Consider the following 13280-nt stretch of genomic DNA (forward strand, 5'->3'; position numbering starts at 1 on the left):
CCGCCCGGTGCATCTGCGCACCTCGGGGCCGTGTTCCGACCAGCGGATCCGGGTGAGTGGTTGGATGGAGGGATGACTACACCGAAAAGCTCCGCAGTCATCCACACCAATCGCGGCGACATCAAGGTCGACCTGTTCCCGAACCACGCACCCAAGACGGTGGAGAACTTCGTCGGGCTGGCCGACGGCAGCAAGGAGTACAGCAAGCCCAACGCGTCCGGCGGCAACTCCGGCCCGTTCTTCGACGGCTCGGTCTTCCACCGCGTCATTTCCGGCTTCATGATCCAGGGCGGCGACCCGACCGGAACCGGCATGGGCGGCCCCGGCTACCAGTTCGGCGACGAGTTCCACCCGGAGCTGCAGTTCGACCGTCCGTACCTGCTCGCGATGGCCAACGCCGGCCCGGGTACCAACGGCTCGCAGTTCTTCATCACCGTCGGCCCGACCCCGCACCTCAACCGTCGCCACACCATCTTCGGTGAGGTCACCGATCCGGCTTCGCAGCAGGTCGTCGACGCGATCGCCACGACGTCGACCGACCGCAGCGACCGTCCGCTCGACGAGGTCGTCATCGAGAAGATCGAGGTCAACTGACCTCTCCGGAACACACCGCCCCGCAGCGGGCGGTGTGTTACCGGCATCCCGACCGTCCCACCGGCCTGTCCTGCAGCCGGTGCGGACGGCCGGCGTGTCCCGAGTGCCTGCGTCCGGCATCGGTCGGCCAGCACTGTCTCGAATGCCTCCGCAACGACGGAGTGCAACGGTCGCCGTCGCTCGGCGGCCCACGCCGCGGTGTCCCCGTGATGGCGCGCACCCGCACGGCCCCGACGCAGCCCTACGCCACGTACGCGCTCATGGCGGTCAACCTGCTGATCTTCGCGCTGTGCGTTCTCCAGGCCGGAGTGGGCGATCCAGGCGGTGCGGCGATCTTCGCCGCCGGCGACCTCCTCAAGAGCGACGTCGCAGCCGGTGAGTACTGGCGTCTCCTCACCGCGGGCTTCCTGCATTTCAGCGTCATGCACGTGGCCGTCAACATGCTGTCGCTCTACATCCTCGGCCGCGATCTCGAACTCGCCCTCGGCATCGGCCGATACCTGGCCGTCTACCTGATCGCACTGCTCGGCGGCAGCGCTGCCGTCATGCTCTTCGAGGACGACCGCGCCCTGACCGCCGGAGCCTCCGGAGCCATCTACGGACTCATGGGCGCGATGCTCGTGATCATCCTCAAGGCCCGCGTGTCCCCGGTCCCGGTTCTGCTCATCATCGGCTTCAACGTGGTGCTGTCGTTCTCCCTGCCCGGCATCTCGGTCCTCGGACATCTCGGCGGGCTCGCCTTCGGAGCGGCCGCCACCGCGGCCGTCGTGTACCTCCCCGACGCTGTGCTGCCCGCGGGTCGTCGGACTCCCCAGGCCGCGAGTCGTGTCGGCTGGATCGCGCTCGCCGCACTGTTCGTCGTGGCGCTGGGGCTCGGCATCGGCGCGGGCGTCGCGTACGACGGGCTCGTCTACATTCGCTGAGCTGCGGCGCGACCTATCCCTCGTCGACGACGAAGCCGGCGTCGCGCAGCGCGTCGACCACGGTCGGCAGGTCGGTCCCGAGGTCCCAGCGGCTGAAGACCACGAGTCGGGTGTCGTCGCGAGGGCCGACGCCGCGGTCGTGCGCGGTCGTGCCGGCTGCGTCGTCGTCGAGAACGTCGATCTCCAACTGTCCGACCCGCCGGCCGACCCGACGGATCGACAGCGTCCGAATCCGTTCGATGCGATCCGGGGGGTACGTCCGTTGGCCTCGCAAGGTCCCGAGGACCAGAGCGGGGTTCGGCCCCGATGTGATGGCCAGTCGGGGACGCACCAGCAGGGTGTAGGCGCCGAGCACGAGAAGAAGAATCCCGGCGACGCCCATCAGGACCATGCCGGCCGGATCGGCAGCGGCGACGACCGCCGCCACCACCAACGCCACGCCGCCGAGGCAGCCGGCCAGACCGGCGCCGACGGGGGTCGCCCACGCGTGTGTGTAAGAGACCTCGGAGTTATCCACAGGAGTTACTCACAGTGGGGATGACTTACACACATGTGATTTCCACAGTGTGGATAACTTACACGCGTGTGTTTCAGCAGCTCAGCGCATTCGACACGCGAACGACCGTCGGCGTCTACCGCCAACGCATCGTCATCAACAGGCCCGCCACCATCAGCGAGAAACCGATCAGGAAGTTCCACGAGTTGAGCTCGGCCATCCAATGCAGGACCTGGCCCTCGCCGCCGTACGCGGTGGGCGTGGCGGCCAGGTAGTAGACGACGAGCCAGGCGAGACCCAGCACCATCAGGCCGAGCATGACGCCTACATAGATGGTGCTCGAAGGGCCGGCCTTGACCTTGACCGGCGTCCGGCTGGCCGGGTTGATGGTGTAATCGGTCTTCTTCCGGACTTTTGACTTCGGCATGACTTCCTCTGTTGTGCGGCACCGCCGGGGCGGTCGTACGCGGGCGGGAGAAGGTGAGCTCGTCCCCGCCACTGGCAAACACTCGAGATCTACGGTATCTCACCAGGTCGCCGACGCCGACCACCCGCTTCGGCGGTAGCCTTTCTCGCGTGAGTCGCATTCTGGTGGTCGACAACTACGACAGCTTCGTCTACAACCTGGTCCAGTACTTGGGCCAGCTGGGCGTCGAGGCCGTCGTGTGGCGCAACGACGACCCGCAACTCTCCCCGGCCGATCCCGACCATCTGCGCGAGGCCGTTGCCGGATTCGACGGCGTCCTGCTCAGCCCCGGTCCCGGCACGCCGCAGCGGGCCGGCGCGACGATGCCGATGGTCCGTGTCGCCGCCGAACGGGAACTGCCGCTGCTGGGTGTGTGCCTGGGACACCAGGCGATCGGTGCGGCGTTCGGCGGCACCGTCGACCGCGCACCGGAACTCCTGCACGGCAAGACCTCACTGGTCTTCCACGACGACGCGGGCGTGCTCGAAGGACTGCCGGATCCGTTCACCGCCACGCGCTATCACTCGCTGACGGTGCTCCCCGAGACGATCCCTGATGAACTCGTCGTCACCGGACGCACCGAGTCGGGCATCGTGATGGCGATGGCCCACCGTGAACTACCCATCCACGGCGTGCAGTTCCACCCGGAGAGCGTCCTGACCCAGGGCGGTCACCGGATGCTCGCCAACTGGCTCAAGACATGTGGGATCGAGATCGACGAGACCCGCGTGGCCGCCCTCGAAGCCGAGATGGCGACCGCGGTCGGCTGACTTCGGTGGCGAGGTCACCGAAGTGGTTTCGACTCGGTTCCTCGCTCCGCTCGGTGCCGGCTCAACCAGCAGAGACGATCAGTTGGGCAGCAGGCTCGCCTGGCCGACGATGATCGTGATCGAACCGCTCTTGCGGGCCTGGGACCCGGGATTCGGCTCCTGGCCGACGACGCGACCGTCGTCGGGGCTGCCGAGCGGCACGTTGCGGGTCTGCCGCGTCAGCGTCGACCGCTCCCAGCCGGCCCGCTCGAGATCGGCCTGGGCCTCGGCAGGCGTCTTGCCCCGGAGGTTCGGGACGGTGAAGAGGTTGCCCCGCGACACGCTGATCTGCACGGTGCTGCCCTGCTCTGTGGTCGACCCGGGACCTGGTGAGGTGCTGATGACCTCACCGGCCGGACGCTCGGAGTCGGCCGCGACCACGACGACCATCATCCCGAGCTCTTCCAGCACGGCTCGTGCTTGGCTCTCGGACATGCCGACGACGTCGCGGACCGTCACCTCGCGCGGGCCGTTGCCCACGTTGACGACGACCGCACCGTTGACCGGGACCTCGGCGCCGACGGCCGGTGCCGTCGAGACCACCTTGTCCTTCATCTCGGTCGTCGAGTCCACGCGGTCGGTTCGCACGTTGGTGAACCCGAGCACCTTGAGCTGATCCAACGCCTCGGCCGGCGTCTTGCCCACGAGATCCGACGGCAATCGAACACGCTGAGGACCCGTCGAGACATAGAGCGCGACCTCGGAGCCCTCGGCCGCCATCACGCCTTCACCCGGGGTCGACCGCGTGGCGAGACCGACACCGACGTCGAGGCTCGGTTCCTCGAGCACACGCACCTCGAAGCCGGCCCGTTCCAACGAGGCCTGCGCGTCGTCGGAGCTGAGTCCGGAGACCGCCGGCACCGACACCTGCGCCGCCGAGCCCGAACCCCACGGCGACCACAGGAAGAGACCTCCGACGAGCACCACGACGGCGAGCAGCGCGCCGGCCATGAGGAGCCGTGAGCGGCGTCGGGGTGTCTCCTCGGTGTCCTCGTCACGCCGGTGGTTTCCGCCGTTGCCGTTCGAGGTGCGGCCCGCGATCGGCCGACGCGGACCGGTCGTCTCCGTCCGGGTGGGCCGGCGCGGTCCGGTGTCGATGAACTCGGTGCGTTCCTCGTCCGAGAGCAGCATCGGCGCCGACGGTTTGCCGCCCGCCAGGACCCGGATCAGGTCTGCCCGCAGGTCGGCGGCCGACTGATACCGGTTGTCCTTGTTCTTGCTCATCGCCTTGAGGACGACGGAATCGAGTTCGCGCGGGATCTCCGGCCGGACGTGCGACGGCCACGGCGGATCCTCGTGCACGTGCTGGTGCGCCACCGCCACCGGCGAGTCACCGGTGAACGGAGGCTCACCGGTGAGGAGCTCGAAGAGCACGCAACCCATGGAGTAGATGTCGCTGCGCGGGTCGACCTTGATGCCGCGGGCCTGTTCGGGCGACAGGTACTGCGCGGTGCCCATCACCGCGGACGTCTGGGTCATCGTCGACGTCGCGTCACTCATCGCCCGCGCGATGCCGAAGTCCATGACCTTGACGGCACCCGACTTGTCGATCATCACGTTCGCCGGCTTCATGTCGCGGTGGACGATCCCGTTGCGGTGCGAGAAGTCCATGGCGGCCGCGACGTCGGCCATCCACGTCATCGCCTGCCGCGGCGAGATGGGGCCGTTGGCGCGCAACACATCTCGCAGGGTGTCGCCGTCGACGTACTCCATCACGATGAACGGCAGCGGGCCGTCCTCGGTCTCGGCCTCGCCGGTGTCGAAGACCTGCACGATCGTGGGGTGGTTCAGCTTCGCCGCGTTCTGGGCCTCGCGGCGGAACCGGAGATAGAACGACGGGTCACGGGCGAGGTCGGCACGCAGCACCTTCACCGCGACGTCGCGGTGCAGCAACAGGTCGCGCGCGTAGTGCACCTCGGACATGCCACCGAAACCCAGCGTTTCGCCGAGTTCGTAGCGGTCGGAGAGGTGGTGTGGTGTCGACATCGGCCTCGGTGGTTCGCCCCTCAGGATCTGTGGTCAGAACGGGTCAATCGGAAACTATCGGCTCAAACGCACGGCTCGTACACAGCACCATCAGCACAGCGGTGAGAACGGTACGCCGGGGAAACACGGGGTGCCGGTGGCGGCACCGGGGTCCGGCGGCGGCTCGGAGGTGTCGGTCTGCTGACGCGGCGTGGTCGTCTCCGTCGTCGTTTCTTCGCTGGACGTCTCTTCGCTGGTGGTCGTACGGGTCGTGCGTCGAGTCGTGGTCGGCTCGTCGGGCTCCTCCGTCGGTTCCACCGCGGTCGTGGTCTCGACGACCGTCGTCGACGGCGGCGGTGGTGTCGCCGCGTCCCCGTTCCCGCTGTTCACCAGATAGAACCCGATGAGCCCGATGGCACCGACGAGAAGGGCGGCCGCGATGCCGGCCAGGACCTTCTGACCGGTGGTCCAGCTGTTGTCCGGCGGCGGTGGCGCCACCGCGGTCCGCGACGTCGGCCGAGGGGTCACCGGCCGCGAGGCCGCACCCGTCGGGGTGGCCCCACGAGCGACTGCGGCGCCGAGCGCGGCGGCTCCCGCTGCGCCTGCCGCGGCACCGGCGATCGCGCCCGGTCGCGGCGGACGACGCCCGGCACGCACGGCGGCGACCGCGTCGGCGAACTCGCCGCCGTTCGCGTAGCGCTGCCGCGGGTCCTTGGCCATCGTGATCTCGATGAGCTCGCGGACCCCGGACGGCAGGTTCGTCGGCAGGGGTGGCGGTGCCTCCCGGATGTGCTTCATCGCGACGGTGATCGCGCCGTCGCCGAGGAACGGACGACGCCCGGTGAGGGCCTCGTAGCCGACGACGCCGAGCGAGTAGACGTCCGACGCCGCGGTCGCCTCGTCGCCGGTGGCCTGCTCGGGAGAGATGTACTGCGCGGTACCCATGACCATCCCGGTCTTGGTGACCGGGGCGGAGTCGACGGCCTTGGCGATGCCGAAGTCGGTGATCTTCACCTGGCCGACGGGGGTGATCAGGATGTTGCCGGGTTTGACGTCGCGGTGGACGAGACCTTGGCTGTGCGCGGCCTGCAGGGCGCGGCCGGTCTGCTCGAGCATGTCGAGCGTGTTGGTCAACGACAGCCGGCCCAGCCGGGAGATGACCGAGTTCAGGGGCTCACCGTCGACGAGTTCCATCACCAGGTACGCGAGCGGGTCGCCGCCGTTGTAATCCGGGGTCTCGCCGTAGTCGAAGACGTTCGCGATCCCGGGGTTGTTCAGCTTCGCGGTGGTCTGGGCCTCCGCGCGGAACCGCGCGATGAACTCCGGATCGCTGGTGTACTCGGCCTTGAGGACCTTCACCGCGACGCGACGATTCAGGCGCGTGTCGAGCGCCTCCCACACCTGGCCCATGCCGCCCGTGGCGATCAGGCGGATGAGTCGATACCGGTCGCCGATGGTGGTGCCGTTCTGCAGGCTCATCGACTGCCACCTCCCACCAGTGAGTTGATCACTTCTCGTCCGATCGGCGCCGCGACGGTCCCTCCGACCGAGTCCGCGCCGAATTGTCCATTCTCCACCACGACGGCCACCGCGATCTGTGCGTTCGACGACGGTCCGAAGGCGATGTACCACGAGAACGGGGTGTCCGTGCTCGATCCGCTCTCCGCCGTGCCGGTCTTCGACGCGATCGACACCGGGCCGCCCGCGCCGGCCGTCGACCGCTCCGACTCGATCATCATCGACGTCAGCTCGGCGGCCTGCTCGGGCGTGATCGGCTTGTTGGCCGTCGTCGGCGGTGTGGTCTGCAGGGTCCGCAGGTCCGCCGCCTGCAACTTGTCGACCAGGTACGGCTGCATGCGCACACCTCCGTTGGCCACCGTCGCGGCGATCATCGCGTTCTGTAGCGGGGTGAGCCGGACGTCACGCTGGCCGATGGACGCCTGCGCGAGGACGTCGAGGGACGGGATCTGCCCGACCGTCGAGTCGACGACGGGCATCGGGATGTCGGGGCCGGGCTGGTCGAGGCCGAACAGGCTCGCGGTCTCGGTGAACTTGGGGATCGCGTCGGACATCTTCTCGGTCACCAGTTCGGCAAAGGCGGTGTTGCACGAGTACTTGAACGCCGTCTCGAGCGACACGGTTCCGCCCGACGACCCGGGGCAGGTCTCGCCGCCGTAGTTCGGGAGGGAGACGTCGGTGCCCGGCAACGGGAAGGTCGGAGCTGCGGTGAGGCGGATGCCCGGGGTGATGTTGTCGCGCAGGGCCGCGGCCGAGGTGACGACCTTGAAGGTCGAGCCGGGCGGGTAGAGCTGGCTGATCGCGCGGTTGAGCATCGGCTGCGCGGTGTCGCCGGGCCGGTTCCACGCCTCCCAGCTGCTCTCGCGGACCTCCTGGTCGTGGCTTGCGAGCCGGTTGGGGTCATAGCTCGGCGTCGAGACCATTGCCAGGATCTTGCCGGTGTTCGGCTGCAGCGCCACGACGGCCCCGCGGCACGGACCGTCGCACGGCCCGTTGAGCATGGCCTGGTACGCGGCCTGCTGCACCTTGGGGTTGATCGTCGTGACGACGTTGCCGCCGCGCGGGTCGCGCCCGGAGAACATGTCCATGAACCGCTGACCGAAGAGCCGGTCGTCGGAGCCGTTGAGAATGCTGTTCTCGTAGTGCTCGATCTGGCTCGCGAGGTACTGGAACGAGTAGAAACCGGTGACCGGGGCGAACGCCTCGGCGCCCTCCCGCGGGTACTGGCGCAGGAACTTCAGGCGGCTCTCGATCGGCACCGACAACGCGATCACCGTGCCGTCGGCGGTCGTGATCAGGCCGCGCTGCCGGGAGTACTCGTCGAGCAGCACCCGATTGTTGCGGGGGTCGGTCTTGAGGGCGTCGGCCTTGAACACCTGCACGTAGGTGGCGTTGGCGAGCAGGGCGATGATCATCACGATCACCGCCATCGACACATTGCGGATCGGCTTGTTCATCGGCGCTTCACCACCTGCGTCGGCAGTGCCTCGACGGGCTTGGCCGCGGGCCGCTTCTTCCCGGGATCGGGTTCCCGCGCGGCGTTCGAGATCCGGATGAGCAACGCGACCAGGATGTAGTTGGCCAGCAGCGACGATCCGCCGTAGGACAGGAACGGCGTCGTGAGACCCGTCAGCGGGATCAACTTGGTGACGCCGCCGACGACGACGAAGATCTGCATCGCGATGGTGAATGCCAGACCGGTCGCCAGGAGTTTGCCGAAGCTGTCGCGGACGGCGATGCCGGTCCGCAGCCCGCGGTGGATGAAGATCATGTACAGCAGCAGGATCGCGGTGAGGCCGGCCAGGCCGAGTTCCTCGCCGATGGTCGAGATGATGAAGTCGGTGTTGGCGAACGGCACGATGTTGGGCCGGCCAGAACCGAGTCCGGTGCCGAACAGTCCGCCCGTGGCCAGACCGAACAGGCTCTGCCCGATCTGGTAGCCCGAGCCGTCGAAGTCCTCGAAGGGGTTCAGCCACACCGAGACCCGGGTCTGCAGGTGCGAGAAGATCGACCACGCGAAGACCGCGCCGATCGCGAAGAGCCCGATGCCCAGCACCAGCCACTCGACGCGCGAGGTGGCCACGTAGAGCATCGTCAGGATGGTCGCGAAGATCAGCAGCGACGTACCCAGGTCTTTCTGGACCACCATGACGGCGATGGCGATGGCCCAGGCAGCCAGCAGCGGACCGAGGTCACGGGCGCGCGGGAGGTCGACACCGAGCACGTGCGGACCGGCGGTGATGAACAGATCACGCTTGGAGACCAGCACCGCGGCCGCGAAGATGATGATCAGGATCTTGGAGAACTCACTGGGCTGGATCGAGAAGAACGGCGTGATGATCCAGTTCTTCGACCCGTTGATCTCCGAGAACGCGCTGGGCAGGATCGCCGGGATGATCAAGAAGACCAGTCCGCCGAGGCCGAGCGTGTAGGCGTACCGCGAGAGTGTCCGGTGGTCGCGGATGAGGATGAGCACCGCGGAAAACGCCACGATGCCCAGCACTGCCCACAGCAACTGCTGATCGGCGTTGCGGGTCGCCTCGGTGGCGTTCGCCGACTCCCCGGTGTTGCCCGTGCCGAGGTCGAGACGATGGATCAGGACCAGGCCGAGACCGTTCAGGACGGCCACGACGGGCAGCATGATCGGATCGGCGTGGGGTGCGTAGCGGCGAACCACCAGATGGGCGACCCCGAACAGTGCGGTGTACGCGGCGACGTACTTGAGGATGTCCCAGGTCAGGTTCTGGCCCTGGGCGGCTTGGACGATGAGCAGCGCCACCGTCACCAGGCCGATGGCGAATCCCAGGAGCAGCAGTTCGGCGTTGCGGCCGGTGCTCGTGGCGGGTTGGCGTGGCGGGGCGTGCGGGGCGGGCGCGGCTTGAGTCATCTCACCTGCTGCCGGCAGCTCGTGACGGCGTCCTGGTCAGGTGCGGGCGTGTCGGCCGGCCCGGCGTTGCCGGTGGACGGTGCCACCGATTCGGTGGCGCCCTGCTGCGGGATGCCCGGTGCCGGCGCCGCGGTCGCGCGGGGCGCCGGCGCGGACGGGTCAGTACTCGGTGTGGACTCCGACGGTGCCGGTGCCGGGGGAGTCGGGGTGGGCGACGACGGCGCGTTGTCACAGCGGAAGGTGAGCTCGTCGGTGACGACGCCCTGGATCTGCTGTTCGCTCCTGTTCCGGATCATCACGTTCTTGACCGACTGGGCGGGCCCGGACACCAGGTCGTCGACATTGAGCGGGAACTCGCAGGTGCTGTCGTAGGAGATGAACGTGTAGGTCGGTTCCTCCTGGTCGAGGTTCTCGACGCAGACCCGCTGGACCGGGTTGCTCATCGACAGGAAGAACACCTTCTCCGGCGAACCCTGGTAGACGAGGACGTCCCCGGTGTCGTCGGCGGCCACGTAGTAGTTGCTGCGCACGATTGCGCGGACGACGAAGATGCCGACGACCAGCGCGGCGATCACGGCCAGCGCGACACCGGCGACGATCCAGCGTCGCCACTTGCTCTTCTGCTTGGCCGGGGGCTCGGCGTCGGTCAGCACCGTCGGGCGTTGCGGCTCGGCAGGCGGCGGGCGCAGTGCGGCGGCACGTCCCGCGGCGGTCGCCGGGTCGGGGGTGTAGATCTCCTCGTTGCCGCCCGCGGCGCCACCGACGATCGGGCGCGAGTCACCGTATTCGGTGTCGACGACGTCGGCGAGGACGACGGTCACGTTGTCGGGGCCGCCGCCACGCAGCGCGAGTTCGATGAGTCGGTCGGCGCACTCCTTGGGGTCAGCGATGGAGCCGAGGGTCTCGGCGATGGTGTCCTCGGTCACGACGTCCGACAGGCCGTCGCTGCAGAGCATGTACCGGTCACCCGCGCGCGCTTCCCGCATGGTGAGGGTCGGCTCGACCTCGGTGCCGGTCAGCGCGCGCATGATCAGCGAACGCTGCGGGTGGGTGTGTGCCTGTTCGGCGGTGATCCGACCTTCGTCGACGAGGGTCTGGACGAACGTGTCGTCGCGGGTGATCTGGGTCAGGGCACCGTCGCGGTACATGTAGCCGCGGGAATCGCCGATGTGGCACAACCCGATTCGGCTACCGGCGAAGAGGATCGCGGTGAGCGTGGTGCCCATGCCGTCGAGTTCGGGTGACTCCTGCACCTGCGCGGCGATCGCCTCGTTGCCGGCGCGGGTGGCGCTGTCGAGCTGGGTGAGCAGGTCGCCGCCGGGCTCGTCGTCGTCGAGCGTGCTCAGCGCGCGGATGACCAGTTGGCTGGCGACTTCGCCGGCCGCGTGGCCGCCCATGCCGTCGGCGAGTGCGAGCAGGCGCGGACCCGCGTAGAAGGAGTCCTCGTTGTTGGACCGAACGAGACCGCGGTCGCTGCGCGCGATGTAGCGCAACACAAGTGTCACGGGCGCAACTCGATCACGGTCTTGCCGATGCGGATCGGCGTGTTCAGCGGCACCTTGACCGCGGTCGTCACCTTGGACCGATCGAGGTAGGTGCCGTTGGTGGAGCCGAGGTCTTCGACGTACCAGTCGTCGCCGCGTCGCGAGAGCCGCGCATGCCGCTCGGAGGCGTAGTCGTCGGTGAGCACGAGCGTCGAGTCGTCCGCGCGTCCGAGCAGGACCGGCTGCTGGCCGAGGCTGATCCGAGTGTTCGCCAGTGCACCGTGGGTCACCACGAGATAGCGGGCCGCGCCGCGGACGCCACCACCGCGGCGTCGTTTCTCCGAGCCGCCCGAGTACCGGGGCATACGCAGACCGCCGGCCGACGCGATGTCGGCGCGCAGGGTGCGGATCACGGCGAAGACGAACAACCAGAGCAACAACAGGAACCCGATGCGGGTCAGTTGCAGCACCAAGCCCTGCATGTCGTGTTCACCTCCAGCGCGTTCCGTCTCGGTCGGGTCGTACCCGCGGCAGCAGTCGTCGGACCGCCGATCGAAAGGAGCGGACCCGACTGCATCTTATGGGCAGATCCGCCGAACCCGGTCATTCGGATATGACAGTTCAGTATCAACCGGCCGGAGTGGTCTCTGGCCGGTGTCGACTGCCGCGCGCCCGCGGTGGGCGTGCGCTCGGCGTATGCGGGTCTACTGGAACCGAACGGTGATGTCGGAGTGTCCGACGCGGATGCGGTCGCCGTCGGCGAGTTCCCAGGTGTTCACCTGGAGGTCGTTGACGGTGGTGCCGTTGGTCGAGTTGAGATCGGTGAGCATGGCGGTCGCGCCGTCCCAGCGGATCTCCACGTGCCGGCGCGAAACGCCGGTGTCGGGAAGACGGAACTGCGCGTCCTGTCCGCGGCCGATCACATTGGATCCCTCGTGCAGCTGGAAGGTGCGGTTGCTGCCGTCCTCGAGCAGCAGCGTGATCGACGACGGGGCGTACCCCGCTGCCGGCCGGCCCGCGCCGTAGCCCTGGTCGTAACCGCCCTGGTAGTCGTACCCGGCGGGCTGCTGGCCATAGGCCGGCTGGCCGTAGCCCTGCTGCTCATAGCCCTGCTGGCCGTAACCCTGGTCGTAGGCGGGCTGCTGGCCGTATCCCTGCTGGTCGTAACCCTGCTGTCCGTAGCCGGGCTGCTGGCCGTAACCCTGGTCGTAGCCTTGCTGGCCGTAACCCTGCTGCTCGTAGCCTTGCTGGCCGTACCCGGGCTGCTGGCCGTACCCGGGCTGCTGGCCATAGGCCTGCTGGTCGTAGCCCTGCTGGCTGTAACCCTGCTGTCCGTAGCCGGGCTGCTGGCCGTAACCCTGGTCGTAGCCTTGCTGGCCGTAGCCCTGCTGGTCGTATCCCTGGTCGTAGCCGGGCTGCTGACCGTACTGGTCGTAGCCCTGCTGGCCGTAACCCTGGTCGCCCTGCTGTCCCGATCCCTGGCCGTACTGGTCGTACGCGGGATCGGCGCCCCTGCGCTGGTCGTATCCGGGATTCTGAGTCATATTGGGGGCTCCTTGGTCGGGGGCGTCGGTAGGTGGGGGAACGGGGGCCGGGCGACCGGCCGGCGGGCCGGGGACCGGCTGCTCCGAACGCGCTCCCACCGGGCGGGGCCGCGCGTCCGGGTTGACCGTGCCGCGTGCGCGGAAGATCCCCGTGTGCAAGGACGGCGATTGCTCGAACTCTACGACGACCTTGCCGTAGGTCTGCCACCCGTTGTCCTTGATGAAGTTTTCCAAATGCTTCGAGAAAGTCTTGCGGTTCAGCTCGTATTCCGCAGCGATGTGCTGATGATCGGTGGGACTGAACAACAAGGTGTAGCTGTTGGCCGCAAGGACCGTACCGTCACCGAGGTTCTCGAGCGACTCCTCGGCTTCCCGTTGCAGCCCGTTCTCGATCTCCTGCGGGGCCACCTGACCACCGAAGACACGGGCAAAACCGTCGTCAACTGCACCTTCGAGCTTGCGTTCCAGTCGTTGCAGGATCCCCACCGAGACCTCCTTCCGCGGCAATAGAGCGTGTCGCCGTGCATCTGGCCTTGTTTGATGATAGCGACATCAACGGCCAACTGTGCCACCAAGGCAACTGGTGCACCGTCT

At 68.0% G+C, this 13280-nt stretch carries 12 protein-coding genes; 3 read left to right on the top strand and 9 right to left on the bottom strand.

Annotated features, from left to right (window positions below):
- Positions 1–72 precede the first annotated feature (72 nt).
- Entirely contained in the window at positions 73–594 is a 522-nt protein-coding gene (locus B1818_RS22470) for a peptidylprolyl isomerase (RefSeq protein ID WP_058253011.1), read from the top strand.
- 209 nt (positions 595–803) lie between these two features.
- Complete coding sequence (locus tag B1818_RS22475) at positions 804–1517, top strand: rhomboid family intramembrane serine protease (protein ID WP_078114087.1); 714 nt, start codon at positions 804–806, stop codon at positions 1515–1517.
- A 13-nt stretch (positions 1518–1530) separates the two neighbouring features.
- Here B1818_RS22475 and B1818_RS22480 read toward each other — a convergent pair whose 3' ends face one another.
- Together B1818_RS22480 and crgA are read right to left on the bottom strand one after the other, a co-directional pair.
- Positions 1531–2034, bottom strand: coding sequence for a PH domain-containing protein (locus B1818_RS22480; RefSeq protein ID WP_078114063.1), 504 nt, complete (start codon positions 2032–2034; stop codon positions 1531–1533).
- A 115-nt stretch (positions 2035–2149) separates the two neighbouring features.
- Positions 2150–2440, bottom strand: coding sequence for a cell division protein CrgA (gene crgA, locus B1818_RS22485; RefSeq protein WP_010843022.1), 291 nt, complete (start codon positions 2438–2440; stop codon positions 2150–2152).
- A 149-nt stretch (positions 2441–2589) separates the two neighbouring features.
- Here crgA and B1818_RS22490 point away from each other — a divergent pair, with 149 nt between their 5' ends.
- The gene (locus B1818_RS22490) at positions 2590–3249 is read left to right on the top strand and encodes an aminodeoxychorismate/anthranilate synthase component II (RefSeq protein WP_078114064.1); all 660 of its coding nucleotides are present in this window, start codon (positions 2590–2592) and stop codon (positions 3247–3249) included.
- A 78-nt stretch (positions 3250–3327) separates the two neighbouring features.
- Here B1818_RS22490 and pknB read toward each other — a convergent pair whose 3' ends face one another.
- The 7 genes from pknB to B1818_RS22525 form a co-directional block, all read right to left on the bottom strand.
- On the bottom strand, positions 3328–5274 hold the full coding sequence (gene pknB, locus B1818_RS22495) for a Stk1 family PASTA domain-containing Ser/Thr kinase (protein ID WP_078114065.1): 1947 nt from the start codon (positions 5272–5274) through the stop codon (positions 3328–3330).
- Positions 5275–5364: 90 nt separating this feature from the next.
- Positions 5365–6732, bottom strand: coding sequence for a protein kinase (locus B1818_RS22500; protein ID WP_058253015.1), 1368 nt, complete (start codon positions 6730–6732; stop codon positions 5365–5367).
- Positions 6729–8228, bottom strand: coding sequence for a penicillin-binding protein 2 (locus B1818_RS22505; protein WP_065630651.1), 1500 nt, complete (start codon positions 8226–8228; stop codon positions 6729–6731). The genes B1818_RS22500 and B1818_RS22505 overlap by 4 nt, the downstream gene beginning before the upstream one ends.
- Positions 8225–9658 (bottom strand): FtsW/RodA/SpoVE family cell cycle protein, encoded by a 1434-nt coding sequence (locus B1818_RS22510; RefSeq protein WP_078114066.1) that lies wholly within the window; start codon positions 9656–9658, stop codon positions 8225–8227. Before B1818_RS22510 ends, B1818_RS22505 begins: the two co-directional genes overlap by 4 nt.
- Positions 9655–11163 (bottom strand): PP2C family serine/threonine-protein phosphatase, encoded by a 1509-nt coding sequence (locus tag B1818_RS22515; protein ID WP_078114067.1) that lies wholly within the window; start codon positions 11161–11163, stop codon positions 9655–9657. The genes B1818_RS22510 and B1818_RS22515 overlap by 4 nt, the downstream gene beginning before the upstream one ends.
- Positions 11160–11624, bottom strand: a complete 465-nt coding sequence (locus B1818_RS22520) for an FHA domain-containing protein (RefSeq protein WP_058253019.1) — start codon at positions 11622–11624, stop codon at positions 11160–11162. Before B1818_RS22520 ends, B1818_RS22515 begins: the two co-directional genes overlap by 4 nt.
- Before the next feature lie 222 nt (positions 11625–11846).
- On the bottom strand, positions 11847–13172 hold the full coding sequence (locus B1818_RS22525; RefSeq protein WP_078114068.1) for a DUF3662 and FHA domain-containing protein: 1326 nt from the start codon (positions 13170–13172) through the stop codon (positions 11847–11849).
- Positions 13173–13280 lie beyond the last annotated feature (108 nt).

This window comes from Gordonia sp. IITR100 (assembly GCF_002009645.1).
Classification (GTDB): domain Bacteria; phylum Actinomycetota; class Actinomycetes; order Mycobacteriales; family Mycobacteriaceae; genus Gordonia; species Gordonia hongkongensis.